Below are 26,362 nucleotides of genomic sequence, written 5' to 3' on the forward strand. Positions count from 1 at the left end.
CCGGGCCGGGCGGCGCCTCCCCCCGTGTCAGGAGGCGTGCGCGCCGCTCAGGCCGAGCCGCCGGGCGCGTTGGGCACGCTGGACACGGGCGGGGGGATCGGCTTGCTCTCGCCGTTCTCGACGGTCCAGAGCGCGCTGCGCAGCCCCTCGAGGCGGGCCGTCAGCGCCTTGAGCGCCTCCGCCTGGTCGTCGCACGCCCTGAGTTGGCTCTCGCTGCTCGGCTCGGCGCGGACCCGCTCCTCGCGGGCCGCCTTGAGCACCTCGATGACCTCCCGGTGCAGCTCCTGGCCGGCCGTGACCACCCACGCGTCGAGGCGGCTCGCGAACTCCTGGATCATCTCGTCGAGCTTCGGCCCGATCCGGGTGGCGGCCTCGCGCAGGGCGTTCGGCGCCATCTCCTTCGCCTTCTTGCGGGTCTCGGCCTCGACCTTCTCCTTCACGTACACGGCCAGGACCGGCGCCGCGAGCGCCAGGATCCCGCCGAGCAGGGCGTTCGTGAACATGACGCCGAGGCCGATCGTGAAGAGCGCGAAGACCCCGACGTCGTAGCCGAACGTGTCGACCTCGACGTTCGGCGTCTTCACGTCGCCCCCGAGCGCCTCGCTGACCCGCTTGGCCACGTCGTGCGCGTCCTCGCGGACGAGCGCGATCGTCTTCTCGGCGAGCGTCTCGAGCGCCGTGGCGATCTCCTTCGTCTCGGCCTGCGCCCATTCCGCGAAGGTGCGTTCCAGGAAGGCGCCGAGGTAGACCTTGATCTCGTCGGTGTGGGCCTCGTCGATGATCGCCGGCAGCTGCCGGAGCACGTCGTCGACGAAGCGGTCCAGGTCGCGGCGCACCCACGCCCGGATGGCGCTCACCTCCTCGCGGATGCCGGCGCGCCGCTCCTCGATGGTGCGCGACTGGCCGGCCAGGTCCTTCTCGATCATCTCGATGCGGCGGCTGAGCTCGTCGCGCGACATCGCGGTCGCCCGCCGCCGCGCGTCCACGCCCTTGCCGAGCAGCCGCGCGGACTCCAGGCCCTCGCCGAGCGCGTTGTCGAGGAGGATGCGCCCGCGCTCCTCGGCGAGGAACCGGGTCAGGTGATCGAGCAGCTCCGGCATGCCGCTGCCGGCCCGGTCACCCTCCAGCTCCCGCTCGCTCGAGATCGGGAACACCACCGGCGATTTCACGAGCTTGCCGAGCTCGCCCCGGATGTAGGCGAGCGCCTCGGCCTCCTCGTCATGGCTCCAGATGTCGCGCTTCGTCACGACGAAGAGGATCTTGTCGCGGGACTGCCCGAGCAGCTTGTCCTGGAGGAAGACGCGCTCGCTCTCCTTGAGCGGCTGGCCGGCGTCGATGAGGAACAGCACGGCGTCGGACCGCGGGATGTAGCTGTAGGTGATGTCCGCGCGCTGCAGCGAGAGGTCGTTCACCCCGGGGGTGTCGACGAGGACGACGCGCTCGCGCAGGAGCTCGGCCGGGTACCCCACCTCGAGGAACTTGACCTCGCCGGCGCTCGACGAGCGCTCCCCGCCGACGGTGAAGGCCCGCACGTCCTCGAAGGGCAGGCCCACGCGCTCTCCCGACGCGTAGACCACCTCGGCGCGCGGCTCGGCCGCGTACTCGAGGTGGTGGATCACCGCCGTCGTGGGCGTCACGCCGACGGGGAGGATCGAGGCGCCGAGCAGGGCGTTCACGAAGGTCGTCTTGCCGTGGTTGAACTCGCCGACCACGACGAGGTGGAACCTGTCGGCCTCGAGCTTCTTCACGAGATCGTTCGTGATGCGCGTCCCGACGCTCTTCGCGCCGAGGCCCTCGGCGAACTCCGCGAGCTCCCGGAGCGCCCCGGTCACGTCGTCTTTGCGGCTGTGGAAGGATTCGAGCATGTGCGTTGACCTCGGCCTTGGGTCGGTAGCCAGGAGGAGCGAGCCCCTCAGCCCCAGATCTTGATGACTTCGTGCACCTTCTCGTCGACCTCCTCCATCGAGAGGCCGCCCGCGCCGAGCCCGGCGTGGCGCTGGTAAAGCTCGCTCTCGGCGAAGGCCCGGAGCGCCAGGACGCGCTTCGGCAGCCACGGGTGGCTGGCCGTGAACTCGGCGAACCGGCCGATGCCGCCCTTGCCCTCGTCGTGCTGGGCGATGAACGCCTCGAGGTTCAGCTCCTCGTAGAGCTTTGTCGAGCCGAGCGCGAGCTTGGTGAGCGCGCGCGTCGAGACGTCGAGGCTCTTCGCGCAGAGCAGGCCGGCGCGGTCGCAGGTGACCTCGGCCCGGCGCGACCAGCCGGAGAGCGCGAGCATCGCCGGGCCGACGATCCACTTCACGAAGACCGACGCCATCCGCGTCAGGTAGTGCATCGCGGTCAGGTAGACGACGTGGCTGTTGTGGATGTGGCCGCACTCGTGGCCGATGACGCTGAGCAGCTCGTCGTCGGTGAAATGGTCGACGAGCGCCGAGTGCACCATGATGAACGAGTCGTCGTTCGTGCCGTAGGTGGCCGCGTTGAGGGTGGGGCTATTGACGATGTAGAGCGTCGGGGTCGCGATCCCGAGCGTCTCGGCGCAGTGGACCGCGAGCTTGTGGACGCGCGGGAACTGCGCGGGGCCGACCTTCACGGCGTGGCCGAGGAGCTCGTTCTTGCCGACCGTCTTGAACAGCCTGACCGCGGCGGTCACGGCGAGCTCGACCGGACGCATCTTCTCGAACGCGAGCCGCGTGTTCTTATCGGACACGTAGGCGTACGCGTTGCCGGCGCCGTCCCCGCCGCCCGCGCGCTGGCCCTTCCGTCTCTCGATGAAGCCCTTGAAATCGAGCGTTCCGACCTGTGCCATCCGGCGAAGGTAACGGTCGGGCCGCGGGCGCGCAACGCCGCCCTCGCCCGGCGCCGTGAACTTCACGCAAAATCACGAGGCGACCATCGCGCACACCCGAATCGGACGCGAGCGGACGAGAGCGGGCGCAACACAGGCGCGATCATGACGCGAGCGGTCGCGATCAGACGCGCAGCAGCGCGAGGAGCCCCTCCGGGCCGAGGCGCTCGATCGTCCGCTGCCGCGCGAGGAAGCGCCGGAAATCCTTGTAGACGCCGCTGCCCTTCGGGCGGAGCTCGAAGTCGGTGATCCGCGTGATGGAGAACCGCAGCGCCGCGACCAAGCTCTCGTGGAATAGCCGGCCGCGCTCCTCGGTTGATAGCGGCCGCACCGAGGTGTAGCCGGCGACGAGCGCGGCCGCGAGGTCGGGGTCGAGGTCGTCGCCGTAGCACCACGCCAGCATCGTGACGGCGAGATCGAAGGCGGCGCTGCCGCGCGAGGCGCTCTCGAAGTCGAGCAGCGCCGAGATCTCGCCGCCCTGCCACAGCACGTTGTCGCGGAAGAGATCGCCGTGGATCAGCGTCTCGGGCCCGGGCGCCCGCGGCGCCGAGGCGCGGATCCGCTGGAGCCGGCCGGTGAGCTCGTCCACCGCGGCGGCCACATCGGGCGGGAGGGCCGCGGCGGCCTCGCCGGTAGGGCGCGCCGGCGCGCGGAGGCCCTGGAGCCGCTGGTCGAGGCTGTCGAGGTCGAACCGGCTCGCGTTGGCCCCCTCGAACGACGCGCCGACGAGGTGCACCCGCGCCAGGGCCGCGCCGACGCGTCGGGCCGCGTCGGGCGTGACGCGCTTCTGGCAGAGCGAGTCGCCCGCGACCCACGGGAACAGCGCGACCGGCTTGCCGGCGTGCTCTGCAATGAACGCGGTGTCCTCCGACCCGGACATCCCATCCTGGCGCCGGAGCGGCTGCGGCGTGGCCACGCCGCCGGCCGCGAGGTGCGCCAGCATGCGCGCCTCGCGCGAGGCGGCGCCGAGCTGCTGCTCCTCGTAGATGCGCAGGAAGACCTGCCCGCGACCGTCGGCGAGCGTCAGCGCGAAGTTCGAGTTCACGCTCCCGGCGAGGAGGCCGCGGACGTCGGCGACCTCGAGGCCGTAGAGCGCGCCGATGCGGCGGGCATCTGCGAGCGAGAGGGGGGTCAGGATGGCCATCGTGGGCAGCGTTGCCACGGCTCGGCCGCGGCCTCTACAGGAACGTGGAGGCGCGCGCAGGCGGGAGACGCGAAGCGCGGGGAAGGGGACGCTGGAAGGGGAGATGGAGGCGAGCGACGAGAAAATGCGCGAACCACGCGAGATCCGCGGCGGGCCAGGTCGCGGACCGGCCCTGCGTGCGTTATGAATGAGCGGGAGCAACACTCCCTTCGACCACCGAATGCCCACCCTCTACGGAAACACCACCGGACTCAGCCCCCTCGCCACCAAGACCCTAGAGCGCATCTACCGCCGCAAGGTCCCGCTCGCCAGCATCGCCACGCCCGAGCTCATCAAGGCGCTCGCCGAAGCGTCGCACGAGACGGGGCGCCAGGTCGGCGCCCTGGTCCACCGCTCGGGCGAGATCGATTACGTCGTCGTCGGCGACGCGACCCGGCTGATGCTGCCCGACATCGGGCGCCTCCGCGCCGCGCAGGGGCGCTTCAGGGCGCTCCGGCTCGTCCACACGCACCTCTTCAACGAGCCGCTCACGCGGGACGACCTCGTCGACCTCGTCCGCCTCCGGCTCGATCTGATCGCGGCCGTGCAGCTCTCCCCGCAGGGAGAGCCGCGGACCGTCCAGTACGCGTACAACGTGCCGGTCCACGGGAAGGGAGCGGTCACGGTGACCGTGGACGACGAGGGCGGCGACGGCCGCGGGAAGGCGGAGCTGCCGTACCGGACCGTGGGCCCCGTCGCGGTCGGCCGCGTCGACGTCGATTTCGGCGCGCTCATCCAGGCGCTCGAGGACGAATTCGCGAAGCGCTCGCGCACGCGATCGGTCTCGGCCAAGGACGGCCGGGCGATCCTCGTGCACGTCGCCGAGAAGGCCAAGGCGGGCGCGCTCGCGCGGGCCGAGGAGAGCCTGCGCGAGCTGACCGAGCTCGCCGGGACCGCCGGCGTCGACGTCGCGGACACGGTCCTCCAGCTGCGCGACCGCATCGATCCGCGGCTCGTGCTCGGCAAGGGGAAGCTCGACGAGGTCGTGCTGCGCGCCTCGGAGCTCGACGCGGAGACGCTGGTCTTCGACCGGGATCTCACCCCGTCGCAGGCGTCGGCGATCGCGAAGCACACGGACCTCAAGGTGCTCGATCGGACGCAGCTCATCCTCGACATCTTCGCCCAGCGCGCAGAGTCGTCGGACGGCAAGCTCCAGGTCGAGCTGGCCCAGCTGAAGTACACGCTCCCGCGCCTCGGGCAGAAGGACGACTCCCTGTCCCGCCTGACCGGCGGCATCGGGGGGCGTGGTCCCGGCGAGACGAAGCTCGAGATCGGGCGCCGCCGCGCGAAGGAGCGCGTCAGCTTCCTGGAGGCGCAGCTGAAGCGGCTCTCCCGGCAGCGCGAGCAGCGCCGCCGGCGCCGCGCCCGGCTCGGCGTGCCGGTGGTCTCGATCGTGGGCTACACGAACGCCGGCAAGAGCACGCTGCTGAACACGCTGACCGGCGCCGACGTGCTCGCCGAGAACAAGCTGTTCGCGACGCTCGACACCCGCTCGCGGCGGCTGCGCTTCCCCGAGGAGCGCGAGGTGGTGATCACCGACACGGTCGGCTTCATCCGGGAGCTCCCGAAGGACCTGTTCGCCGCCTTCCGGGCGACGTTCGAGGAGGCCGCCGACGCCGACCTCCTGCTCCACGTCGTGGACGCGAGCGATCCCGCGCGCGATCAGCACATCGAGACGACCGAGGCGCTCTTGACCGAGCTCGATCTCATCGGCATCCCGCGCATCCTGGTGTTCAACAAGGCGGACTTGATCGCCCCGGAGGAGGGGCGGCGGCTGCTGCTCGGGCACCCGGACGCGGTGCTCCTGTCCGCCACGGACCGGGAGACGACGCGAGAGCTGCTCGCGAAGCTCGCGGATCGGCTCAAGAGCCGCTGGGAGGAGGCCGCGACGGTGCCCGCCTACGAGGCGGAGGCCGAAGGCGGCGAGCCGGAGGAAGACGGCGGCCTGTTCGACGGGGAAGCCGAGTCGATGACGGTGCTCGGCCCGACCTCCGGCGCCGGGGCCGAGGCGAGCAGCGCGCGCGCGCGAGGGACGTTCGGGGCGTGAGCTCCGCCGGGCTCCGCGGGGAGCCCGGCGGGAGCCGGGGAGAGCTCAGGGATCCGGGGTCGCGATCTCGTCGCAGGTGAAGACGGTGCCGAGGCAGTTGCCGCTCGCGCACTCGTCGTCCGTGGCGCACCTCTGGCCTTCGGCCAGCTTGCAAGCGCCCTCGCCGTCGCAGACGTTGATGTCGCTGCAGTCCATCCCGTCCTCGGCGCCGAGCGGGACGTTCGAGCACGTGCCCGCCGACCCCTCGACGTTGCAGGCCTGGCAAGCCGAGTCGCAGGCGGTGTCGCAGCAGACGCCGTCGACGCAGATCCCGCTGCCGCAGTCGGCCGCTTCCGTGCATTCCTGACCGTTCGCGGCCTTGCACTCGCCCGCGGCGTCGCACGCCTGGTCGTCCTCGCAGCCGAGGCCCGGCGTGCCCGCCGGGGCCAGCGAGCAGGTCTCCGCATCGCAGACGTGGCACTTGGCGCACTGCGTGTCCTCCGAGCACTCGGAGAAGCACGCGTTCGCCTCCGGATCGCAGGCGAACGTCTCGCACGACGTCTCCTCGCCGGGCGCGCACTCCACGCTCGTCCCGTCGCAGGTGCCGCGGGCCGTCTGGACGCCCTCGGAGCACGTCGCCTCGCCGCACTCGGACTCGGCCTTCGCGGGGCCGCACGAGCCGTCCTCTTCGCCCGACTCCTTGAGAGCGGCGGTGCAGGCGTCGCATTCCGCGTCGCACGCGGCGTTGCAGCAGACGCCGTCGGCGCAGAAGCCGCTCGCGCAGTCCTCTTTCGCCGTGCACGCCTTGGCGAGCTCGCACTGCGGGCAGGTGGGGCCGCCGCAGTCGATGTCGGTCTCTTCGCCGTTCTTCGTGCCGTCAGCACACCCGTCGGTGACGCCGTCGTCCCCGGGGATGCGCGAGCGGTCGACCGTGGCGATGAGCTCGCAGCCCATCCCGAGGGTCGAGAGCGCGCCGGCGCAGAGCGCCATCGCGAGAAGGTACTGGTTCTTCCACATGGTGTAGTCCCCTTAGAAGGTAAACCGCGCGGCGGCGCCGCCGCCTGTCGGGCTGACGTACGGAGTGACGAACGCCTTCTTCTTCGCGCTCGCAGCAGCGGCCTTCGGCTCGGCCGGCGCGTCATCGGTGAGGAGCAGGACCGCGCCGGTGACGCCGAACGTGAGCGCCACCGCGAAGGACATGTCCGAGATGAGCGCGAAGCGGTCGACGCGATCCGCGTTCTTCGTCGTCGGCTGCTCGTCGAAGTCGCCCTTCGCGCCGAGCGCCTGGATGCCGAAGATCGTCCCGACGACGACGCCGGCGCCGGCGAGCCCGAGGGTCACGTACGCCGGCACCGGGGAGCGCGGCTCGGTCACCGGCGCAGGCGGCGGCGGCTGCGCCGGGGGCACCTCGGCGGCCGGCGGCGGGGCCGGGGGCTGCGCCGGCGTCGCGGCGACCGGCTCCGGCGGCTTGGGCGTCAGCGCCACGCTGACCTCGCGCGCCTCGGCGAAGGTGACCTCGAGCTCCTGGCTCGCGTCGGCGAACCCCTCGGCCGAGACGGTGAGGGTGTGCTTGCCGGGCGGGACCGAGAGCTCAGCGCCCGTCTGAGCCACGCCGTCGATCGCGATCTTGAGGCCCGGCGGCGCCTCCGGAACGGTCGCGACCTTCACCTTGGCCGGCGTCTTCTTCAGGGCCTCGACGCGCCCCTGCGCCTCGGTGATCTTGTCCTTGAACTTCTCCGCGTCCGGCTTCGAGTCGAGGAACGCCTGCCACGCCGCGACCGACTCGGCCGCGAGCCCCTGCTTGTCGAGCGAGAGGGCGAGCTTGTACTTCGGCGCGGCGCCGGGCACGTGCTCGTCCGCCTGGCGGTACAGGTCGGCCGCGACGGCGTACTCGCCCTTCTCGAACCTGGCCTCGGCTTCCTTGTAGAGCTTCTTCGCCTCTTCCTTCTTCTGCTTCTCCGTCAGCGGCTTCTTCGGCTTGGTGGTGGTCACCTTCGCCGCGGGCTCGGCGGTCTTTCCGGGCGCTGCCGTCGCGGGCGTACCGGCGGCGGGCGGCGTGGCGCCGGCGGCGGGCGGCGTGACGCCGGCGGCGGGCGGCGTGGCGCCGGGCGCCTGCGCGGCCCCGGCGGGCGCCTGCGCGGCCGGCTTGCCCGCCGGAGGCGGCGCCGTCTGCGCAGATACCGGGCTGACGTTCGTCAGCGTCAGGAGCCCAGAGACCATCGCCGCCGAGGTCAACATCGTCAGCCGGCCCGATCGTGAACGCATACCGTAAGCCCTCCTCCGCGGATAGTGTCGCGTGGGCGCCCACTTAAGCCTTGAAGGCCGCTTTACACAAGGGTTTTCGCGTCCATCGGGGGACCGCGCGCCCCCTCGTTCGCGGCGCCCCCGGCCCGGCCCGCGGCATCTCCGGACATCAAGGCTCGTCGCCGCGCTCCACCCATGCAGGGAACCGCAGCCTCGCCTCCACGCCGAAGCCCGAGGTGGCCTTCCGCATGCGCGCGGCCCGCTCGGCGCCCCGCGGGAGGCTCTCGCGGAGCCGCCGCAGCGCCTCGATGTAGCGCGCGAACCGGGGATCCGAGAAGAGCGCGCTGAGATCCTCCCGGATGCGCCGTATCGTCCCCGGGCTGACGCCGTGGCTGCTGAAGCTCATGGTCAGTCCGGAGGCGGAGACCACCGAAGGGTTGGCGAAGCTCGACACCTCCGGGCGATCCAGCGTGCAGACGAGTCGCCCGGCGTCCGCGAGCTCGCGATGGAGACGCCGCGAGAGCGCGTCGTCGCCCGGCGCGAGGAACACGATCGCCGCGCCGGCGAGGTCGCCGTCCGCGAACGGCCGCCGGTGCAGCTCGAGCCGCCCTTCCTGGGCGGCGCGCTCGATCGACGCGTCGACCTGCCCCGGCGCCACGACGGAGACGCGGGCGCCCGCCGAGAGGAGCCGCTCCACGGTGTAGGGCACCTCGCCGTCGGCGCCGATGACGAGGGCCCGCCGGCCGTTGAGGTCGAGCGCGATGGGAAAGAGGCGCATGGGGGTGGAGTAGACACGAACCGGGGCTGGCCGCGCAGCGATTGTCGAGCGTCGGACGCGGCGGCGCTGCGCCGTGACGGCGGGCGAGCGCGCCGCGCCTCAGCGGCTCGGGGGGCTCTGGGGCGGCGGGGGAGGGCTCGGCGGCGGAGCCGGCGGGAGGAAGGCCTGCGTGCGGAACGCGAGCCTCCGGTCGGCGTTGCCGATGCGCGTCACGAACAGGCCGACGAAGGAGCCGAACAGCGAGTCGCTGGGCCCGATCGCGGTGGAGCCGGGCGGGCGCGTGACCCACCGCTTGATGCGATCGAGCATCTCGGCGCTCATGGGGTTCACCTCGACGAGCACGGCCACGAAATAGCGGTTGCCGTCGCGGACGAGCGACCGCTCCACGAGCGGCAGCCTCCGGGCCTCGGCGCAGTTGCGGAGCACGCCCTCGACGTTGACCGCGACCGTGCTCGACTGACCTCCGGCCTGGATCAGCTGGATCCGGAACACCTCGTCCCAGAGGTCGTAGACGATCCGGCAGCTCTTGGCGGCGAGCGCGACCGGGTTGCCCCCGCTCTCGTGGAAGAGATAGCCGCGCATCGTGATGACGGTCGGCAGCCCGCTGAGCAGCTTCTTCGAGATCTCGCCGTCGACCACGTCGCGGAAGCCGACGGTGAGCTGCACGATCGTCTTGTCGAGCGAGAGGCTCGCCACGCGCATGGGCAGCGCGGCCGGCGTGCCGAGCGCCTGCTGCGCGTCCGCGTCGGCGATCTCCTTGGTCCCCTGCCGGCCGTCCGCACCGCCGGGCCCCTCCTGGGCCGCCGCCCGGCGCGCGCCCAGGGAGAGCGCGGCGAGCAGCGCGATCCAGAGCCAGCGCGCCGCGCCGCGGCCTGCGCCAGGGCAGGTCATTTCCGCTCACCGCGCCGCGCCGGGATCAGCCCGAGCAGGTTCGAGAAGGCGAGCGTCACGCCGCCGACCGCCGTGTCGACCCGCAGACCGAGGTTGTACGTGATGTCCACGGGCACGCGGGCGAAGCCCTCGTACCCGGTCGGCGGATCGGTGAACTCGCGGCGGGTCGCGAGCCCGTACACGCCTGCGGCGCCGAAGAGATCGACGCCGTAGATCGATCCGCGGCCTGCGTAGACCGGGATCCGGTACTCCGCCTCGAGCTTCGCGGCGAAGTCCCCGTACCGGACCTCGATGATGTCCGTGCTGAGGAAGTTCGGCGGTTGCCTGCGATCGGGGGCGAGGTCGAGCAGCCGATCCGGCAGGAGATCGGTGAGGTCGCCCACGTAGAACTTCTCGAAGAAGGGCGCGTCCCCCGCGACGGCGCCGGCGAACGCCTCGACGCGGAGCACGTGCCGCATCGGGAGGCGGAACCAGCGTTGCGCGGCGAACTCGAACTTCTGGTAGCCGTAGTCGCTGCCGAGCGGCGGGACGCCCACCGTGACCGCGACGGAGGCGAGCGTGCCCCGCGTGGTGAGGAACGGCGCGTCGCGCGTGTCGTAGTCGATCGCGGCGCGCAGCGACGAGAGCACCGTCTTGCCGCCCAGGATGTCGAAATCGATGGGCTCGCGGCGGTCTCCGCGCATGTGCGAGGCGACCGTGGGCACGGTCGCGTCGATCTGCTCGAGGTGGTAGTCGAGCGACAGCTGCGAGGAGGAGGAGACGTCGTGGCCCGTGCCGAGCGTCGCGCCGAACCGCTTGTAGGCGACGACCGCGTAGCCCGTGACCTCGCGCTGCTCGAGCAGCGGGGACTCGAACGAGACGTCCCGGTTGCCGAAGAAGTCGCGCGCGTCGTTGTAGAGCACCGTCACCGCGGCCGACCAGCGGGTCCCGACGAACGCGGGATCGACGAAGCGGGTCCTCAGGGCGAGCTGGTCCGCCGCGAGGCCGACGCCGGCGCCGAGCGTGATCCCGGTCCCCGCGAGGTTTGTCTCGGCGGCCTGCACGCCGGTGAACGCGGAGAGCGGCCGCGCGTTGCCCGCCGTGTCCTCGTCGGCCGCGATGCCGAGCCAGAGGTCCTGCACGACGAACGTGTTGCGCTCGACCACGTCGATCACGAGCGTCGCGCTCCCACGCTCGGCCCCTTTGCGGAGCGACAGCCCGACCGACGCGAAGAACCCGGTCCCGAGGAGGCGGTAGCGCGTGAGCTCGATCTCCGGATCCTCGACGTCGAGCACGCCGCCTGCGCGAAACCTGACGTAGCGGAGGATCACGCGCGCGGCGGTCCGCACGTTGCCGCGGATCTCGATGCCGTCGAGGGTGTACCGGACCCGGTGCCTCTCCGGCGGCGTCGCGCCGGCGGACAGCCCGGCCGCGCGGTGGCGCGCCGCCGCGCGAGGCGCCGGCTCGGGGGCCGCGGTCCCCGCGCCGGCGGCCGCCTCCGCGCCTTGACCGAGCGCAGGGCCCGGGCGCGACCCCACGAGCAGCGCGCTACAGAGCGCGAGGAGCGCGCGGCGGAGCACAGGGGGCAGGGGGATGGCCGGGGAGCGTGACGCGCTCCGGAATCGAGGAGGATTCACAGGATCGCCGCGACACCGCCGGAGCCTGCTGCGGCGTCAGCGACGCACCCTTCGACGACGCATCGCTCAGCGGGGCACCGGTCAACGGCGCACCATAGCACGGCCTTCTCCTCCGCCGGCGGGCTCGGCCGCGTCGAGCTCGGCGAGCGACGCGGCGTCCGCGGCGTCGTCGCCGGGAGGGGCTTCGGGCGACGGCGCCCCGCGGCGGATCCGCGCCGCGGCGGGCGCGCGCTGCTGCCGCCGCGGCTCGCGCGAGATCGGGGCGGCCTCGGTGTGCTCCGCCAGCGTGAGCAGATCCAGCCGGGCCGGCGTCGGCTCGAGCAGGTGATCGGCCGCGGCGAGCAGCAGCGACCGAACCTCGTCGCGGACGCCGGCGTCGCGCGTCCAGCGCGCGCCGGCGCTCGCGGCGATGGCGCGGGCCAGGAGGAGCTCCGCGCGGCCGCGCACGTCCGCGGGGATCCAGTCGGCGACGAGCGGATCCGCGAGCATGGAGAGCGTCCTGCGCAGCGCGGCGACGCGGCGGGGGCCGAACCGCTCCGGCGCGCGCGCCGCCTGGCGGGCGAGGCGCAATGCGCTGCGGAGCGCGCGCCTCGCCGCCCTGCCGACCACGGCGCCGCGCACGGTGAGCCGCTCGCGCGGCGCATCGAGGGCGCGCAGCACCGCGGCCAGCGAGAGCCCTCCGGCGATCACGAGCGCCACCGTCGCGGCGGTCGCACCGACGCCGCGCAGCCTGATGCCGCCGGTCGCCGCGACGAAGGCGCAGGCGGCCGCCAGCAAGAGCCCCAGCGAGCCCAGCGCGCCTGCCGCATGCGACCGCCAGCGGAAGGCGCCGCCCTCGCCCTGGATGAGCCGCGCGTAGCCGTCGGGCGCGATGAGCCTTCCGCCGCTCGGGATGAGGCCCACCATCGCTCGCCGCGCCGCGCGCCCGAGGCCGACCTCCAGCGGGCCGAGCTCGACGCCGGGCGGCTCACGGAACGGGCTCACGCCTCCAGGATAGCCCATCCCTCGCCGGCGCGGAGGGCGCGCCGCGGCGCAGCGGCCACGGCGGATTGCGCCCGCTTTTCACGGTCTACACGCTCGGCGCGTGAAGCGCATGGCCGCCTGCTGCCTCGCCCTCGCCTGCGCCGCCGCGACCGGGGCGGTCTTGCTACGCGATGGCGAGCTGCGGCGAGGTGCGGTCCGACGCCTCGCGGCAGCTCACCGAGGGCTTCGCGCGATGCGCGGCGGCCACGCCTGCGCCCACGCCGCCGCGCTGAGACGGCGGCGCGTCACGGCGCTCCCGCCCGGTCTTTCTGCGCTCGCTGCGCCTTCTCGACGAGGCCGCTCGTGCCCATGCGCGCCGCGAGCGCGGCGAGGACCGCGCGCAGCGGGACGCCGCGCGACGCGACGCCGACCAGCAGGTGGTAGATGACGTCTGCCGCCTCCGACGCGACGCGATCGTCGCTCTCCCCGGCGATCGCCTGCGCGAGCTCGCCGGCCTCCTCGCGCAGCTTCGCGCCGATGAGCGGCGCGCCGCCGTCGAGCAGCTTGCGGGTGTAGCTCTTCGTCGCCGACGACGCCTTGCGCGCCTCGATCTCCCGCTCGAGCGACTCGAGCACCGCGGACGCGTCCTGCCCCTCGTCGGCGGCCTCCGGCTCGGCGTCGCCGCGGGCCTCGACCTGCCGGAAGAAGCAGCTCGCGCTGCCCGTGTGGCACGTCGGGCCGCGCGGCTCCGCGAGCACGAGGAGCGCATCCCCGTCGCAATCGGCGTGAATGCTCGTGACGGCGAGCGTGTTGCCGCTCGTCGCCCCCTTCTCCCAGAGCTCGCCGCGCGATCGGCTGAAGAAGGTGGCGCGCCCCGTCTCCAGCGTCCGGGCGAGCGACTCGCGCGTCATGTACGCGAGCATCCGGACCTGTCCAGTCAGCCGATCCTGCACGACGGCCGGAATGAGCTTGCCCTCTCCGAATGCGATCTTCACAGCCTATGCCTCTCCGGTGGTGTCGGGCGCCTCGGCAGCGGCGCCGCGTTCGCGGGCCGTCGCCCGGCCTCCGTCCTTCGCGCTGCCGCGCTTCCCCCGCGACGGCTTGTCGCCGGCCTTCGCCTTCGCGCCGCGCTTCTCGCTCGGCGCGCCCTCCTCGTCGTCGCCGTCGCCCGGCGCGTCGTCCTCGTCCTCGTCTTCGTCCTCTTCATCGCCCTCGTCGTCGGCGGCGGGCTGGCTCTGCGGGAGGTGGAGCGCCATCGCCTGCTCCGGGTGGTCCAGGGCGGCCTTGTAGTAGACCGCGAACGCGATCGACGCGCCGAGCCCGGTCGCCAGCGCGACCGCCTGGGAGGTCGAGTACTGGAGCGCCGTGGACGCGCCGAACGTCTCGGGCTTGAGGGCGAGGTACAGGGCGACCGCGGGGACGAAGGCGAGCGCCTGCGTCACCTTGCGCGCCACGTCGTTGCGGATGACGTGGGAGAACCCGATCGTGTACCCCACGGCGAAGACGAGGAGGCCGGCGGGGAGCAGCACGTGCTCCGGGAGCGTCGGCGGGATCGAGCCGCGCTCCGCGTCGTCGCGCAGGAGCTCGAGCAGGTAGCGGCAGACGCCGTAGGAGAACGTGAAGAGCAGGAAGATCTCGCCGCGGAACTTCTGCCGCCGTCGCGCGAGGAGCAGGAGCGCGAGCAGCCCCGCGCCGACGAGCGACTCGTAGATCTGCGTCGGGTGCACGGCGAGCGACGCCTCGGAGGTCGGATCCAGCCCGCGCTCCTTGACGTGCTGCACCCACGCCGGGGACCCGCTGCCGTGGTCCAGCGTGCCCTCGGCCCAGTGGGGGAACGTGCCGAGCTTCTTCAGCCAGGCGGGCGCCGTCTCGCCGAGCGGCCGGCCGAAATCGCAGCCGAAGAGGTAGCAGCCGATGCGCGTGATCATGAGGCCCGAGGCGAGGCTCGGGACGGCGACGTCGGCCCAGGGGAGCAGCGGGAGCCGGTGGGACCGCAGGAACAGGTACGAGCCCAGGAAGCCGCCCAGGAACCCGCCGTACGCCACGAGCCCGCCGCGGCGGATGTCGAACATCGCGCCGAACGAGTCGAACTCGTCGAGGTTCGTGAGGATGTAGAGCACGCGCGAGCCGAGGACCGCGGCGAGCGCGGTGACGACGTAGCAGTTCGCCATCGTCTCCTTCGGCAGGCCGTCGCGCTCCGCGAGCCCGAGCGTCAGGTACCAGCCGACGACGAGCGAGAGGCCGAGCATGACCCCGTAGCTGTAAATGGGGATCGGACCCAGGGTGTAGGTCTGCTCCTTGAACTGGGACGCGAGCACGGCGAGCACGACGCCCGCGACGCCCGCCGCAGCGGCGCCTGGCTTGTTCTTGCCGATGAGCAGCCCGATCGCGCCCGCGAAGGCGATGCCCGCAGCGATCAGGAAGACCCAGAGCAGGGGCACGGTCCAGACGGGCAGCGGGACGCGGAACAGGATGGGATGCATGGCGCCTCTCCTTACGCCCGGGATTGGGGCCCATCAAGCGCCGTCTCTCGGGCATGACGCGGCGAGCCAAGGCGCTTTCGGACGCCGGTCCGGCCGCGTCGGGCGATCGCCATGCGCCCGGACTGGCGGCGCGGCGCAGGCTCGACTCCCTCCCGGCGATGGCGTCCGCCAGCGGTCTCGAAGTCCGCGCGCACCGCTGCTAGCATCGATTCCGTGCTCTCTGGCCGTGCCACCGTCAGCGTGTTCGCCGTGCCTTCGCTGCTCGTGAGCGCGTCGTGCGTGCCCGAGGGTCCGGCCACCGGCGACACGAGCGCGCGGCCAGCCGGGACGGTCGCGGCCTCGACCTCCGCGTCGATCGTCGCGGGCGGCGTCCAGGGGGCGCAGCGCGCGGGGGTGTTCGAGGACGATTTCGACCGGTCGGCGCTCGGCCCCGACTGGAACGCCCTCAGCCCCAAGTGGAAGATCGAGGAGGGGCGGCTCTGCGTCCGCGGCGCGCGGAACCGCGGCGTGTGGTTGAGACGGCCGCTGCCCGAGAACGCTCGGATCGAGTTCGACGCCATCGCCGAGGCCCCCGACGGCGATCTCAAGGCGGAGCTCTGGGGCGATGGACGGAGCGGCGCGACGGCGGCGAGCTACACGAACGCGACGAGCTACCTCGTGATCCTCGGCGGATGGAAGAACACGAAGCACGTGCTCGCCCGGCTCGACGAGCACGGCTCGGATCGCCTCGAGATCGACGTGGATCCGGACAGCGACGACGAGCGCGCGCGCCCGGTCGCGCCGGGGCAGCCGTACCGCTTCCGGATCGAGCGCCGCGACGGCAGGACGCTCTCCTGGTCGGTCAACGGCGTCGACACCTTGGAGCTCAGCGATCCCGCGCCGCTCTCCGGCCCTGGGCACGAGCACCTGGGCTTCAACGACTGGGATGCGCCAGTCTGCTTCGACAACCTGCGCATCACGCCCCTCTAGCCGCGATGGAATCGAGCGAGGTCGAACGGGAGCTTGAGGAGCTGGAGACGCGCATCGAGCGGCTGCGCGCGCTGTACGAGCAGTACTTCATGGGGATCGAGCGGATCGAGCCGCTCATCCCGCGCAAGGACGTCGAGCGCCGCATCTGGGTGATGCGGCGGGAGCAGATCAGGAACACCGGGCTCCGGTTCAAGTTCCAGATGCTGTTCCAGCGCTACAACACGTTCCAGCAGTACTGGGGCCGCATCGCGCGCGAGATCGAGAACGGGACGTACCGTCGCGACGTCATCCGCGCAGCGAAGCGGGTCGGAACGAAGGAGGCGCTCACGATCGTCGGCCGGAAGCGGGCGGAGCGCTACGCGGAGCTCGCCGAGCAGCAGGCGGCGCGCGAGGCAGCCCGCCGCGATGACACCGACGATCACGAGGAGATCGACGTCGACGACGAGGCGGTCACGCTGGCGCCGCCGCCGCTGCCCGCCGCGTCGCCGTCGCGCAAGCAGCCGCCGGTCGAGCTGGCCGCCGAGGAGGCCTCGCCGTATGAGGCCGTCGCGCCGCCGATCGCACCGCCGCCGGCCCCGGCGCCCGCCGGCCCGCAGGTGCGCCCCGCCCTGGTGCCGCCCGCCACGCCGCAAGCGGCGGCGGCCGTGAAGCCGGCCCCGCTGGGGGGCTTGCCCCGGGGGCTCGGCCTGACCAGGCCCCAGCAGAAGCCGCCGGAGATCAAGCCGGCCGAGGCGAAGCCGGCCGAAGCGAAGCCGACCGAGGCAGCGCCAGCGGGGGTGAGGACCTCCGCGCGCACCGCCGCCGACCGGGCGCCGCCCGCGACGGGCGCCGCCAACCGCCAGCGGTTGGCCGAGCTCGCGGCGGAGATGCGCGCTCAGCGCGCGCAGAGCGCCAAGACCGGCGACGCGGCGGCGGTCGCCGCCGGGTCTCCCGGGGCCCTGACGGACGTCGCGTCCGAGCCGCCGGCTGCTCCGCCGAAGCGACCGCCGCCACCGCTGCCCGTCCGAGCTGCGCCGAGCGCTGCGGCCGCGCCGGCAGCCGCGTCGGCCCCGGGCGCCGCGAAGGCGCCGGCAGCCGCAGCCGCAGCGCCGCCGACCGCATCGGCTCCGGGCGCCGCGAAGGCGCCGGCAGCCGCAGCGCCGGCAGCCGCAGCGCCGCCCGCCACCGCGGCGGCTGGCGAGGCGAGGGGCGCTGGTGCGAGGCGGCAGGACCGCGTGCACTCGGAGCGACCGCCGCCGAGCCGGCGCCGTCGCTCCACCGCGCCGCCCGCGGCGGACACGGGTACGGCGAGCGGCGGAGCGCGGCACGCGACGCCGCGCGCATCGTCGCGCCCGCCGGAGGCCGCGCGCGCCGGCCTGGACCCCGCGGCGCGCCCGCGGCCCGGGCCGCCCCCGCAGCGATCGGCCGCGCGCGACGACGAGCTCCCGGAACAACGGCTGCGCCAGATCTACGCGAAGTACGTCGAGACAAAGCGCGCCGCGCGGGAATCGACGGCCGGCGTCACCTACGAGCGCCTCGCCGAGAGCCTCCGCGCGCAGGCTGCGAAGCTGCGCGCGACGAACCCGGCCAAGTCGGTGGACTACGACGTCGTCGTCAAGGACGGCAAGACGCTGCTGAAGCCGATCCTGAAGTAGCCGGTCGTCGTCGCTCAGCCGGGCTCCGCCAGATCCAGGCGGCCCCGGGGGGGCGCGACCCGCCAAGGCGGGCGCTGGCGCGCGCGCACCACTGCCACCGCGGCGAGCCCCAGGAGCTGAGCTCGCCGAGCCGTGCCCGGCGCGCCGTGTCGCTCCGGAAGCGCTCGTTACGTCAGGTCGCGGGTTGGATGATGTGGTTGTGACCGGTCAGTGGTGCGCGACGCGGCGCCAGAGCTGCGGCAGTCGCTGGACCTGTGACGGAACCCCGGCCTCCTCCTCGACGAAGAGGATCGCACAGGCCGTACGATCGGCTTCGCGCATCCGCGCGCATAAGTCGGCCAGGTCGTCGTCGGCGTCCACGACGTCGGCCTCGGCCGGCTGACAGCCGCCCTGAACGTATCGGACGTTGTCAAGGGCGATCCATCGCCCAGCAAACTGTTCGGATCGACATATGTCGCGCCAGGTCATTCGAGGCGCGGCCAAACGAATCTTACTGCCCATTTCCCGTGAGCGACCTTCTCCCCCATGTTCCAAAGTCAAGCGCCAACCTACCAAGCCAGGTTGTGGCGTTCACTGAACTTTCAGAACCCGTCGGGGCAGGATCTAGCATCGGTCAAAATCGGGCGTCAAGGCAAGCCTGGAACAGACCGGACCCGCCCGGCGTTGAGCCCGATCGTCCACAGCCGTCGCACCCGCGCCGCTCCGTTCGCCACGTTCGTCTCGCGGCGTTCGCCACGTCGGCCACGTCCGCGCGGCATGGTCACTGACACCGCGCCGGCAGCTGGGACATCGCCTCACCCGCCCCGATGCGCGCGGCAGCCATGGCGTGGGACTTGGCCGCGCACCCCTTGGAGGCGACGGCCCGCTTGGCGCTCGCGCTGATCGCGGCCCTCGCCTCGGCCTTCCTGGGGCCGTCGCAGGCCGCGAAGCGCTTCACCGCGAGATCCGTGTTGCCGCCGTTCGCCAGGTTGATCGCGGCCCTGCACTCCTGCTCGGCCTTCTCGTTGCCGGCGGGCGGGGTTTTGGGCCCGGCGGTCGGGGTCGGCGTGCTCTTCGTGGGGTCGGGGGGCGTCTTGACCTGACCCGCCTGCTCGGGCGGGGGCTCCGGGGTGGAGGGCTCGCTCGTCGGCGGGGGCACGGTCGGGTCCGACGCGACGGAGACGGGCGGCGCCACGGACGATGCGCCCGAGGGCAGGGGGATCGCGGTCGACGTGCTCTCCTCGGTCGCGCCCCCGCTGCCCCGCTTCGTCATCATGACGACGCCCACGACGCCGAGCACCGCGACGGCCGCGACCGCGGCGAGGATCGGGGCCGTCTTGCTCTTCTGCACCGGCGGCGGCGGCGGCGCGGGGAACACCTGACCGCTGCCCGTGTTCACGGGCGGGTGGGCCGGCACGGCGCCCCCCGGCAGCGCCGCCTGGTCCATCACGGTGGCGGCGTGGTGGGGGACGACGGTCTTGCCCGGTCCCGTGGGCGGCCCCGCGACGAACAGCGGCTCGCCGATCTGGGTCTGACCCGAGCGCGACGGCATCAGCGCGGTCCCGCTGGTCGGGGCCTCGAGCCCGACCTGGGTGCGGGGCGGCGTCCCGAGCACCGAGAGGCGGGGCCCGGCGCCGATGGTGAGCTCCTCGTAGAACTCCCGCGCCGACTGCTGGCGGTCCTCGCGGTTCTTGCTGAGGGCCCTCATGACGGCCGCCTTCATCTTCGCCGGGGCCGCGGCGCCCATCGGCACGGCCTCGAACGGGAACGGCTGCGCCGTCATGTGCTGCGTCGCCCACGCCCACGGGGTGTCGGCCTCGAACGGCAGGCGCCCGGTGAGCATCTCGTACCCCAGCACGCCGAGCGAGTAGATGTCGCTCCTCGCGTCGAGCTCCTTGCCCGTGAACTGCTCGGGGCTCATGTACGGCGGCGTCCCGAGCACCGTCCCCTGCTGCGTCAGCTTCTGCTCGGCCTTGGCGCTGCGCTCGTCGCGCTTCGCGATGCCGAAGTCGAGGACCTTGACGTAGTCCTCTTCGCCGGCGCGCCTGGTCAGGAAGATGTTGGCGGGCTTCAGGTCGCGGTGGACGATCCCCTTCTCGTGGGCCTCCTGGAGCGACCCGCACACCTGCGCGAGGATGCGATCGACCCGCTCGGGCGCCAGCGCGCCGCCTCGCTCGAGCGCCGTCTCCAGCGACTGCCCGGTGAGGAGCTCCATCGCGATGTAGAGCTCCCCGGTGTTCGTCTGCCCGAAGTCGTAGACCTTGATCGTGTTCGGGTGCTCGAGCTCGCTGACCGTGCCGCACTCCCGCATGAAGCGCGCGACCACCTGAGGGTCCTTCGCGTGCTGCGAGAGGAGCGTCTTGATGGCGACCTTCCGCACCGAGGTCCCCATCGGCTGCTCGCCGTTGTAGACGCGGCCCATCCCGCCCTCGCCGAGCACCCCGACGATCCGGAACCGGCCGCCCACGATCGTGCCGATGAGCGGGTCTGCCTCCACCGGCGCGACAGGGAGGAGCGCGCCGCACGTGGCGCAGAAGCGCGCCCCATCGATGTTTGGCTGATGGCAAGCGGGACAGTCCATGCGATCGAACCTCTACCCCCCCGAAGCGTGACGAACCGCGACGACGCCCGGCGCTGCTCCGCTGCGCGCTCGAGCGAACGTGCGCCGGGCAGGATCGCAGCAGCCGCGCGCCGAGCGCAAGGGAGCTCTTGCTCGCCCGAGGCGCGGCCACGGAGCGTCTGCCGTGACTTCCCGTGGCTTCCCGCGACTTCCCGCGACTTCGCGTGCCCTAGCGTGCCTTCGCTCGCCTCCCGTGGCTCCCCGCGAGCGCGCGCGTCGCGACGGCGTCGTGCTCCGGAGCGCGCCGCGCGTCGCGACGGCGTCGTGCTCCGGAGGGCGCGGCGCGACGACGGTGCGGCGCGGGCTCGCCGTCGTGCCGGCGCGGCGCCATCGTGCGGCTTGGGCCCGCCGCCGTGCCCGGCGGCGAAGGTGTGGATCGAGCCCGCGCCGCTCCCGCGCCGCGCCGCTTCGCGCTGGGCGCGACGTCCGCCTTGAAAACGGTCGTCACTCGAGCGAGATCGGCGCTGCCGGACGAGGCAGGAGCTCCGGCCCGCCGCAGCTCGACGGCGCGCTTGACCCGCGCTTTCGCAGCCGATTCCAGCGAAACGGACGAAAACGGGACGAAAACGATGCACACCGCTTGACACGTCTCTTGCAGGGGGCTAAGAGCCTCCTCCCTTCGCGGGACTCGTCTACCTTCGGAGCGACGTGAACAGCACCAGCTGCTCCACCTCGCTGCGGTCCAGCCCGGCTCGGGATGCCCCGAGCCGCGCAGGCTGACGGTCCAGCAGGGCCGGGAGTTGATTGCTCGCACAGAAGTGATCGATCTTGGGACATATCGCTAGGTCAGCACGCACGCCTCCCGGAGCCCCGGGGGCGAGCAGCGGGTCGATGTCGCTGGCGTAGCTCAATCGGTAGAGCACCTGCCTTGTAAGCAGGGGGTTAGGGGTTCAAGTCCCCTCGCCAGCTCCGATGCAAGGCAGCAGGTCGACGGTTCGGGAGGCCACGGGACGGACAAACGCGGTAAGATAAAGAAAAGAGAGAAAATCTGGAGGGTTGCCCGAGCGGCCAAAGGGAGCAGACTGTAAATCTGCCGGCAATGCCTACGATGGTTCGAATCCATCACCCTCCACCGGAGCGGTCGTTCGCTCCGACAGCGGTCCGACCAAGAAGTAGATCCGCTGGGAACACTCCCGGCGGAACCCCGCGGGCGTAGCTCAGTTGGTAGAGCGTCAGCCTTCCAAGCTGAACGTCGCCGGTTCGAACCCGGTCGCCCGCTCCATGGTCGGTCGTTTGCCCACCTAGCTCAGTTGGCAGAGCACGTCCTTGGTAAGGACGAGGTCGTCGGTTCAATCCCGATGGTGGGCTCCAGCGAGGACAGCGCAACGCAGTCGCGAACTTCATTTCGGCAGGAGACATCTCGATGGCCAAGGAGAAATTCACTCGTACGAAGCCGCACGTGAACGTGGGCACCATCGGCCACATCGACCACGGCAAGACCACGCTCACGGCCGCGCTCGTCAAGGTGCAGTCGAAGCGCCAGCTGGCGAAGGCGATCTCGTACGCCGACATCGCGAAGGGCGGGACGGTCCGTGACGAGACCAAGACGGTGACCATCGCGGCGGCGCACGTCGAGTACGAGTCCGAGAAGCGCCACTACGCGCACGTCGACTGCCCCGGGCACGCCGACTACATCAAGAACATGATCACGGGCGCGGCGCAGATGGACGGGGCCATCCTCGTCGTGTCGGCGCTCGACAGCGTGATGCCGCAGACGCGCGAGCACGTGCTGCTCGCCCGGCAGGTCGGCCTGAACCACATCGTCGTGTTCCTGAACAAGTGCGACGCCGTGGACGACCCGGAGATGCTGGACCTGGTCGAGATGGAGGTCCGCGAGCTCCTGTCGAAGTACAAGTTCGACGGCGACAACGCGCCGGTGGTCCGGGGCGCGTCGCTGCCCGCGCTCCAGGGCGACCCGAAGTGGGAGGAGACGATCCAGCAGCTGCTCAACGCGCTGGACAGCTACATCCCCGAGCCGGTGCGCGACATCGACAAGCCGTTCCTGATGGCGGTCGAGGACGTGTTCTCGATCAAGGGCCGCGGCACGGTGGCCACGGGCCGCATCGAGCGCGGCGTGATCAAGGTCGGCGACGAGGTGCAGATCATCGGCTTCAAGGACACGAAGAAGTCGGTCGTGACCGGCGTCGAGATGTTCCGGAAGCTGCTCGACCAGGGGCAGGCGGGCGACAACGTCGGGTGTCTGCTCCGCGGCGTGGAGAAGGAAGAGATCGAGCGCGGCCAGGTGCTGGCGAAGCCCGGGTCGATCACGCCGCACACGAAGTTCACCGGTGAGGTGTACGTCCTCAAGAAGGAGGAGGGCGGGCGCCACACGCCGTTCTTCACCAACTACCGGCCGCAGTTCTACATCCGGACGACGGACGTGACCGGCACGGTGAACCTCCCCGAGGGGGTGAAGATGGTGATGCCGGGCGACAACATCACGATGACGATCGAGCTCATCGCCCCGGTCGCGCTGGAGGAGCAGATGCGCTTCGCCATCCGCGAGGGCGGCAAGACGGTGGGCGCCGGCGTCGTCACCAAGATCCTCGCGTAGGAGGCCGACGTGGGCGAGCAGGCCGGTGGGTGGCGTGCGGCGCGCATCGCCGTCTCACTGGCCTGCTGCGAGTGCAAGTCGCGGAACTACAAGACCACGAAGGCGCCCGACCAGGTGGTTTCGCTCAAGAAGTTCTGCAAGCAGTGCAAGAAGCACACGGTTCACAACGAGACGAAGTGAACGGGTGCTCAGGAAGGCGCAACGATTCTAGGGGTATAGCTCAGTTGGTAGAGCAGCGGATTCCAAATCCGCAGGTCGGGAGTTCGAGCCTCTCTGCCCCTGCCGGGGAATGTGGGCGCCCAGGGGGCGCCCTCGGAGCCCCATCGAGCAGGCTTCTGTCTGCCGCGTGCCGGCGCGTTTGGTGTGGTTATGGCGAAGGGTCAAAAAGACAAGCAAACGCCGAAGGTCGCGGAGGATGGGGAGCCGGATGAATCTGGACCGCCCGCGCCCGCCGAAGCGTCGTCCCTCGTGACGCAGGGCGAGGAGCCGGAAGCCGCTGACGCCGGGAGCGCCGAGGCGCAGCGCGCCGGCGAGCACGAGGACGCCGAGGAGGCCGAGGAAGAGGTCGCGGCCACGCAGCTCGGGACCGAGCGCTATGTGCTCGCCGGCTTCTTCGCCTCGGGGATGCTGCTCGCTTACCTGCTCGGCAAGATCATCCACGGCGTCTGGGCGACCCTCTCCAACAAGGACTGGTTCAGCCGAGCGCTGCCGGCGGTCTCCGCGGTGGGTGACGACGACAAGACGACCTACGGCATGGTCGTCGGCGGCGTGGTCGCGCTCATCGTCGTGCTGCGTGCGTTCCGCAACGCGGAGCTCCGCACCTGGAGCGACGAGGTCGCCTCCGAGCTGGCGAAGGTGAAGTGGCCGACCAAAAAAGAGGTGACGAACGCGACGTTCGTCGTCATCGCGACGACCACCGTGGCGACCCTCTACCTGGCGCTGCTCGACCGCTTCTGGGCGTTCGTGACCAACATCGTTTACGGCGATGGAAGCTGAAGCAGGGGGATCCTGAGGGAATCAAGCGCCATGGCCAAGAAGTGGTACGTCATCCATACCTACTCGGGATACGAGGCGAAGGTGCGCGACGCGCTCCAGCAGCGCGTGAAGCAGTACGGACTGGAAGATCGGTTCGGCGAGATCCTCATCCCGAGCGAGACGGTCACGGAGAACCGTCCCGGCGGCAAGACGCGCGTCCGTCAGAAGCTCAGCTTGCCCGGCTACATCTTCGTCGAGATGGAGATGAACGAGCAGGTCTGGCACCTGGTCAAGGACACGCCCAAGGTGACCGGCTTCATCGGCAACCAGACGCCGCAGGAAGTCCCGCTGGTGCAGATCGACAACCTCCGGCGGGGCATCGTCGAGGGGTCGGTCAAGCCGAAGCCGCGGCTCACGTTCGAGGTGGGTGAGGAGGTGCGGGTCCTGGACGGGGCCTTCGCGAACTTCACCGGCACGGTCGACGACGTGAAGATGGACAAGCAGAAGCTCAAGGTGAAGGTCAGCATCTTCGGCCGACCCACCAGCGTGGAGCTCGACTTCTCAGCCGTGGAGAAGCGCTAGCCGGGGGCGAACGGCTGCAAACCTGCGGGCGAGCGCCGCGCCTCCGCGGCGCTCCGCTGTTTCTCTGAAAAGTAGACCGCCCGTCGGGCGGCGGTTCGATAGGGTGCGAGATTCATCATGGCGAAGAAAGTCACTGGGTACGTGAAGCTGCAGCTTCCGGCGGGCAAGGCCAACCCGTCGCCCCCCGTCGGTCCGGCGCTCGGCCAGCACGGCGTCAACATCATGGCGTTCTGCAAGGACTTCAACTCGCGGACGGCAGCGCAGGGAGACATGATCATCCCGGTGGTGATCACGGTCTACTCGGACCGCTCGTTCACGTTCATCATGAAGACGCCGCCGGCCTCCGTCCTCCTCAAGAAGGCGGCGGGGCTCGAGACCAAGAAGAAGCCGGGCGCGGGTTCCAAGGAGCCCAACAAGGTCAAGGTGGGCAAGGTCACGCAGAAGCAGCTGCAGGAGCTCGCCCAGCTCAAGATGCAGGACATGAACACGACGAACCTCGAGTCCGCGATGCGCAGCATGGCGGGCACGGCCCGCTCGATGGGCATCGACATCGTCGACTGAGGTGGGTCGCAGCGCTCCCCGCGGTCGGGGATGCGCGCCGCCTGGCGGCGCTCCGAGGAGGGCGCACCGGCGGTCGGGATAGAAGACTTACCACGGTAGTTTGAGGCGCACCGTGGGAGGCGAGAGCCGTTAAGAAGGAGGGCATGTGCCGAAAGTCGCCAAGAAGAAACTCGCAGCGCGAGCAGTCGTCGATCGCGCTCGAAAGTACACGTTGCAGGAGGCCTGCGCGCTCGTGAAGCAAGCCGCGCCTGCCAAGTTCGACGAGACGGTGGACCTCGCGGTCCGGCTGGGGGTCAACCCGCGGCACGCGGACCAGATGGTCCGCGGCGCCGTGGTGCTCCCGCATGGTACGGGGCAGTCGCTCCGGGTGCTGGTGTTCGCCAAGGGCGAGAAGGCCAGGGAGGCCGAGGCTGCCGGGGCCGATTTCGTCGGCGAGGCGGATCTCGTGAACAAGGTCCAGGAAGGCTTCATGGACTTTGACCGCGTGATCGCGACGCCCGACATGATGGGCCTGGTGGGCAAGCTCGGCCGTATCCTCGGTCCGCGCGGCCTGATGCCGAACCCCAAGGTCGGGACGGTCACGTTCGACGTGAAGACGGCCATCACCGAGGCCAAGGCCGGCAAGGTCGAGTACCGCGTCGAGAAGGCGGGCATCGTCCACGCTCGGATCGGCAAGGTCTCCTTCGCGGAGAACGCGCTCCAGGTCAACGCGGACGCGCTGATCCAGGCGCTCGTCCGGGCCAAGCCGGCGACGGCCAAGGGCATCTACCTCCGGAGCATCACGATGTCCTCGACGATGGGCCCGGGGGTTCGTATCGACCCGGTCCACTTCGTCGGCAAGACAGAGGAGGCGTAGCCCATGGAACGGTCCCAGAAGGAAGAGGTCGTCGGCTCCGTCCGGCAGAAGTTCGAGCGGATGTCTTCCGCGGTCTTCCTGGACTTCAAGGGGATGAACGTCGAGGCGGTCACAAAGCTTCGCGATGAGTTCCGGAAGTCCGGCGTCGAGTACCGGGTCGTGAAGAACACGCTCGTCCGCCACGCCATCAAGGAGCACCCCTGGGCGAACACGCTGGCGAAGAGCCTGACCGGCATGACCGGCGTGGCCTGGAGCTACGAGGATCCGAGCGCGGCAGCCAAGGTCGTCAAGGCGTTCCGCAAGGACAACCAGAAGCTCCAGATCAAGGCCGGGCTCATCGAGGGGCAGATCCTCTCCGCCGACGCCGTCGAGTCGCAGCTCGCGTCGATGCCCGGCAAGGATGAACTCCGCGCCACGCTGCTCGCGACGCTCCAGGCGCCGCTCCAGCAGTTCGTGCAGCAGCTCAACGCGCCTCTCCAGAATTTCGCCTATCTCCTGAAGGCGAAGGAAGACGCGGCGGGCACGTCGGCCTGAGAGGGCGCTTTCGTAAAAATGGGCCTTGCGCCCGTCTGGTTTTGGTTTACATGGCCCCCTCCCCGGGGC

At 71.4% G+C, this 26,362-nt stretch carries 23 protein-coding genes and 5 tRNA genes; 15 read left to right on the forward strand and 13 right to left on the reverse strand.

Annotated elements, in window-relative coordinates:
• Positions 1 to 47: 47 nt before the first annotated feature.
• The 3 genes from WMF20_RS02825 to WMF20_RS02835 all read right to left on the reverse strand — a co-directional run bounded on the left by WMF20_RS02825 (position 48) and on the right by WMF20_RS02835 (position 3,989).
• Positions 48 to 1,865, reverse strand: coding sequence for a dynamin family protein (locus WMF20_RS02825; RefSeq protein WP_437610474.1), 1,818 nt, complete (start codon positions 1,863 to 1,865; stop codon positions 48 to 50).
• 47 nt (positions 1,866 to 1,912) lie between these two features.
• Positions 1,913 to 2,806: a M48 family metallopeptidase gene (locus WMF20_RS02830; RefSeq protein WP_237244977.1), complete on the reverse strand. Its 894-nt coding sequence runs from the start codon at positions 2,804 to 2,806 to the stop codon at positions 1,913 to 1,915.
• A gap of 163 nt (positions 2,807 to 2,969) precedes the next feature.
• Entirely contained in the window at positions 2,970 to 3,989 is a 1,020-nt protein-coding gene (locus WMF20_RS02835) for a homoserine kinase (protein ID WP_437610476.1), read from the reverse strand.
• Between the two features lie 220 nt (positions 3,990 to 4,209).
• Here WMF20_RS02835 and hflX point away from each other — a divergent pair, with 220 nt between their 5' ends.
• A complete protein-coding gene (gene hflX, locus WMF20_RS02840) occupies positions 4,210 to 6,075 on the forward strand; it encodes a GTPase HflX (protein ID WP_437610478.1) in 1,866 nt (621 codons plus the stop codon).
• Between the two features lie 45 nt (positions 6,076 to 6,120).
• Here the strand turns inward: hflX and WMF20_RS02845 are convergent, their stop codons facing one another.
• From WMF20_RS02845 to WMF20_RS02880, 8 genes are all read right to left on the reverse strand, one after another.
• The gene (locus WMF20_RS02845) at positions 6,121 to 7,071 is read right to left on the reverse strand and encodes a hypothetical protein (RefSeq protein ID WP_437610480.1); all 951 of its coding nucleotides are present in this window, start codon (positions 7,069 to 7,071) and stop codon (positions 6,121 to 6,123) included.
• Positions 7,072 to 7,083: 12 nt separating this feature from the next.
• Positions 7,084 to 8,319: a PEGA domain-containing protein gene (locus WMF20_RS02850; protein ID WP_437610482.1), complete on the reverse strand. Its 1,236-nt coding sequence runs from the start codon at positions 8,317 to 8,319 to the stop codon at positions 7,084 to 7,086.
• Between the two features lie 148 nt (positions 8,320 to 8,467).
• Positions 8,468 to 9,076 carry a precorrin-2 dehydrogenase/sirohydrochlorin ferrochelatase family protein gene (locus tag WMF20_RS02855; protein WP_437610484.1) on the reverse strand — a complete coding sequence of 203 codons (609 nt, stop codon included), beginning with the start codon at positions 9,074 to 9,076 and terminating at the stop codon, positions 8,468 to 8,470.
• Between the two features lie 99 nt (positions 9,077 to 9,175).
• Positions 9,176 to 9,967, reverse strand: a complete 792-nt coding sequence (locus WMF20_RS02860; RefSeq protein WP_437610486.1) for a hypothetical protein — start codon at positions 9,965 to 9,967, stop codon at positions 9,176 to 9,178.
• Positions 9,964 to 11,583 (reverse strand): BamA/TamA family outer membrane protein, encoded by a 1,620-nt coding sequence (locus WMF20_RS02865; RefSeq protein ID WP_437610488.1) that lies wholly within the window; start codon positions 11,581 to 11,583, stop codon positions 9,964 to 9,966. Before WMF20_RS02865 ends, WMF20_RS02860 begins: the two co-directional genes overlap by 4 nt.
• Before the next feature lie 81 nt (positions 11,584 to 11,664).
• The gene (locus tag WMF20_RS02870; RefSeq protein WP_237244979.1) at positions 11,665 to 12,567 is read right to left on the reverse strand and encodes a hypothetical protein; all 903 of its coding nucleotides are present in this window, start codon (positions 12,565 to 12,567) and stop codon (positions 11,665 to 11,667) included.
• A gap of 284 nt (positions 12,568 to 12,851) precedes the next feature.
• The gene (hisIE, locus tag WMF20_RS02875) at positions 12,852 to 13,541 is read right to left on the reverse strand and encodes a bifunctional phosphoribosyl-AMP cyclohydrolase/phosphoribosyl-ATP diphosphatase HisIE (protein WP_129572911.1); all 690 of its coding nucleotides are present in this window, start codon (positions 13,539 to 13,541) and stop codon (positions 12,852 to 12,854) included.
• A gap of 3 nt (positions 13,542 to 13,544) precedes the next feature.
• Positions 13,545 to 15,029, reverse strand: a complete 1,485-nt coding sequence (locus tag WMF20_RS02880) for a prolipoprotein diacylglyceryl transferase (RefSeq protein ID WP_437610491.1) — start codon at positions 15,027 to 15,029, stop codon at positions 13,545 to 13,547.
• Positions 15,030 to 15,242: 213 nt separating this feature from the next.
• Here WMF20_RS02880 and WMF20_RS02885 point away from each other — a divergent pair, with 213 nt between their 5' ends.
• Together WMF20_RS02885 and WMF20_RS02890 are read left to right on the forward strand one after the other, a co-directional pair.
• A complete protein-coding gene (locus WMF20_RS02885; protein ID WP_237244980.1) occupies positions 15,243 to 15,998 on the forward strand; it encodes a hypothetical protein in 756 nt (251 codons plus the stop codon).
• 5 nt (positions 15,999 to 16,003) lie between these two features.
• Complete coding sequence (locus WMF20_RS02890; RefSeq protein WP_437610493.1) at positions 16,004 to 17,632, forward strand: MXAN_5187 C-terminal domain-containing protein; 1,629 nt, start codon at positions 16,004 to 16,006, stop codon at positions 17,630 to 17,632.
• Positions 17,633 to 17,839: 207 nt separating this feature from the next.
• On the opposite strand, the gene WMF20_RS02895 is transcribed toward WMF20_RS02890, so the two are convergent.
• A complete protein-coding gene (locus tag WMF20_RS02895; protein WP_437610495.1) occupies positions 17,840 to 18,133 on the reverse strand; it encodes a hypothetical protein in 294 nt (97 codons plus the stop codon).
• Positions 18,134 to 18,392: 259 nt separating this feature from the next.
• Positions 18,393 to 20,192, reverse strand: a complete 1,800-nt coding sequence (locus WMF20_RS02900) for a serine/threonine-protein kinase (RefSeq protein WP_437610497.1) — start codon at positions 20,190 to 20,192, stop codon at positions 18,393 to 18,395.
• Positions 20,193 to 21,067: 875 nt separating this feature from the next.
• Here WMF20_RS02900 and WMF20_RS02905 point away from each other — a divergent pair.
• From WMF20_RS02905 to rplJ, 12 genes are all read left to right on the forward strand, one after another.
• Positions 21,068 to 21,140 (forward strand) — tRNA-Thr (locus WMF20_RS02905).
• A gap of 81 nt (positions 21,141 to 21,221) precedes the next feature.
• Positions 21,222 to 21,303 (forward strand) — tRNA-Tyr (locus WMF20_RS02910).
• 74 nt (positions 21,304 to 21,377) lie between these two features.
• Positions 21,378 to 21,453: transfer RNA gene (locus tag WMF20_RS02915), tRNA-Gly, on the forward strand.
• A gap of 13 nt (positions 21,454 to 21,466) precedes the next feature.
• Positions 21,467 to 21,542: transfer RNA gene (locus WMF20_RS02920), tRNA-Thr, on the forward strand.
• Between the two features lie 52 nt (positions 21,543 to 21,594).
• Entirely contained in the window at positions 21,595 to 22,785 is a 1,191-nt protein-coding gene (gene tuf / locus WMF20_RS02925) for an elongation factor Tu (RefSeq protein ID WP_129344884.1), read from the forward strand.
• A 9-nt stretch (positions 22,786 to 22,794) separates the two neighbouring features.
• A complete protein-coding gene (gene rpmG, locus WMF20_RS02930; RefSeq protein ID WP_020732607.1) occupies positions 22,795 to 22,965 on the forward strand; it encodes a 50S ribosomal protein L33 in 171 nt (56 codons plus the stop codon).
• Positions 22,966 to 22,994: 29 nt separating this feature from the next.
• Positions 22,995 to 23,067: transfer RNA gene (locus WMF20_RS02935), tRNA-Trp, on the forward strand.
• Positions 23,068 to 23,154: 87 nt separating this feature from the next.
• The gene (gene secE, locus WMF20_RS02940) at positions 23,155 to 23,781 is read left to right on the forward strand and encodes a preprotein translocase subunit SecE (RefSeq protein ID WP_437610499.1); all 627 of its coding nucleotides are present in this window, start codon (positions 23,155 to 23,157) and stop codon (positions 23,779 to 23,781) included.
• Between the two features lie 30 nt (positions 23,782 to 23,811).
• Entirely contained in the window at positions 23,812 to 24,342 is a 531-nt protein-coding gene (nusG, locus tag WMF20_RS02945; RefSeq protein WP_020732609.1) for a transcription termination/antitermination protein NusG, read from the forward strand.
• 117 nt (positions 24,343 to 24,459) lie between these two features.
• Positions 24,460 to 24,903, forward strand: coding sequence for a 50S ribosomal protein L11 (gene rplK / locus WMF20_RS02950; protein ID WP_129572915.1), 444 nt, complete (start codon positions 24,460 to 24,462; stop codon positions 24,901 to 24,903).
• 145 nt (positions 24,904 to 25,048) lie between these two features.
• On the forward strand, positions 25,049 to 25,759 hold the full coding sequence (rplA, locus tag WMF20_RS02955) for a 50S ribosomal protein L1 (RefSeq protein WP_129572916.1): 711 nt from the start codon (positions 25,049 to 25,051) through the stop codon (positions 25,757 to 25,759).
• A gap of 3 nt (positions 25,760 to 25,762) precedes the next feature.
• Positions 25,763 to 26,293 carry a 50S ribosomal protein L10 gene (gene rplJ / locus WMF20_RS02960; protein ID WP_129572917.1) on the forward strand — a complete coding sequence of 177 codons (531 nt, stop codon included), beginning with the start codon at positions 25,763 to 25,765 and terminating at the stop codon, positions 26,291 to 26,293.
• Positions 26,294 to 26,362: the final 69 nt, after the last annotated feature.

This window comes from Sorangium sp. So ce834, from assembly GCF_051521425.1.
GTDB classification, from domain to species: Bacteria; Myxococcota_A; Polyangia; order Polyangiales; family Polyangiaceae; genus Sorangium; species Sorangium cellulosum_D.

Bases quoted from the DNA above. Each gene is read 5' to 3' on its own strand.
- WMF20_RS02825 (WP_437610474.1), bottom strand. From the start codon at position 1,865: ATGCTCGAATCCTTCCACAGCCGCAAAGACGACGTGACCGGGGCGCTC.
- WMF20_RS02830 (WP_237244977.1), bottom strand. From the start codon at position 2,806: ATGGCACAGGTCGGAACGCTCGATTTCAAGGGCTTCATCGAGAGACGG.
- WMF20_RS02835 (WP_437610476.1), bottom strand. From the start codon at position 3,989: ATGGCCATCCTGACCCCCCTCTCGCTCGCAGATGCCCGCCGCATCGGC.
- hflX (WP_437610478.1), top strand. From the start codon at position 4,210: ATGCCCACCCTCTACGGAAACACCACCGGACTCAGCCCCCTCGCCACC.
- WMF20_RS02845 (WP_437610480.1), bottom strand. From the start codon at position 7,071: ATGTGGAAGAACCAGTACCTTCTCGCGATGGCGCTCTGCGCCGGCGCG.
- WMF20_RS02850 (WP_437610482.1), bottom strand. From the start codon at position 8,319: ATGCGTTCACGATCGGGCCGGCTGACGATGTTGACCTCGGCGGCGATG.
- WMF20_RS02855 (WP_437610484.1), bottom strand. From the start codon at position 9,076: ATGCGCCTCTTTCCCATCGCGCTCGACCTCAACGGCCGGCGGGCCCTC.
- WMF20_RS02860 (WP_437610486.1), bottom strand. From the start codon at position 9,967: ATGACCTGCCCTGGCGCAGGCCGCGGCGCGGCGCGCTGGCTCTGGATC.
- WMF20_RS02880 (WP_437610491.1), bottom strand. From the start codon at position 15,029: ATGCATCCCATCCTGTTCCGCGTCCCGCTGCCCGTCTGGACCGTGCCC.
- WMF20_RS02890 (WP_437610493.1), top strand. From the start codon at position 16,004: ATGGAATCGAGCGAGGTCGAACGGGAGCTTGAGGAGCTGGAGACGCGC.
- WMF20_RS02895 (WP_437610495.1), bottom strand. From the start codon at position 18,133: ATGGGCAGTAAGATTCGTTTGGCCGCGCCTCGAATGACCTGGCGCGAC.
- WMF20_RS02900 (WP_437610497.1), bottom strand. From the start codon at position 20,192: ATGGACTGTCCCGCTTGCCATCAGCCAAACATCGATGGGGCGCGCTTC.
- tuf (WP_129344884.1), top strand. From the start codon at position 21,595: ATGGCCAAGGAGAAATTCACTCGTACGAAGCCGCACGTGAACGTGGGC.
- secE (WP_437610499.1), top strand. From the start codon at position 23,155: ATGGCGAAGGGTCAAAAAGACAAGCAAACGCCGAAGGTCGCGGAGGAT.
- nusG (WP_020732609.1), top strand. From the start codon at position 23,812: ATGGCCAAGAAGTGGTACGTCATCCATACCTACTCGGGATACGAGGCG.
- rplK (WP_129572915.1), top strand. From the start codon at position 24,460: ATGGCGAAGAAAGTCACTGGGTACGTGAAGCTGCAGCTTCCGGCGGGC.
- rplJ (WP_129572917.1), top strand. From the start codon at position 25,763: ATGGAACGGTCCCAGAAGGAAGAGGTCGTCGGCTCCGTCCGGCAGAAG.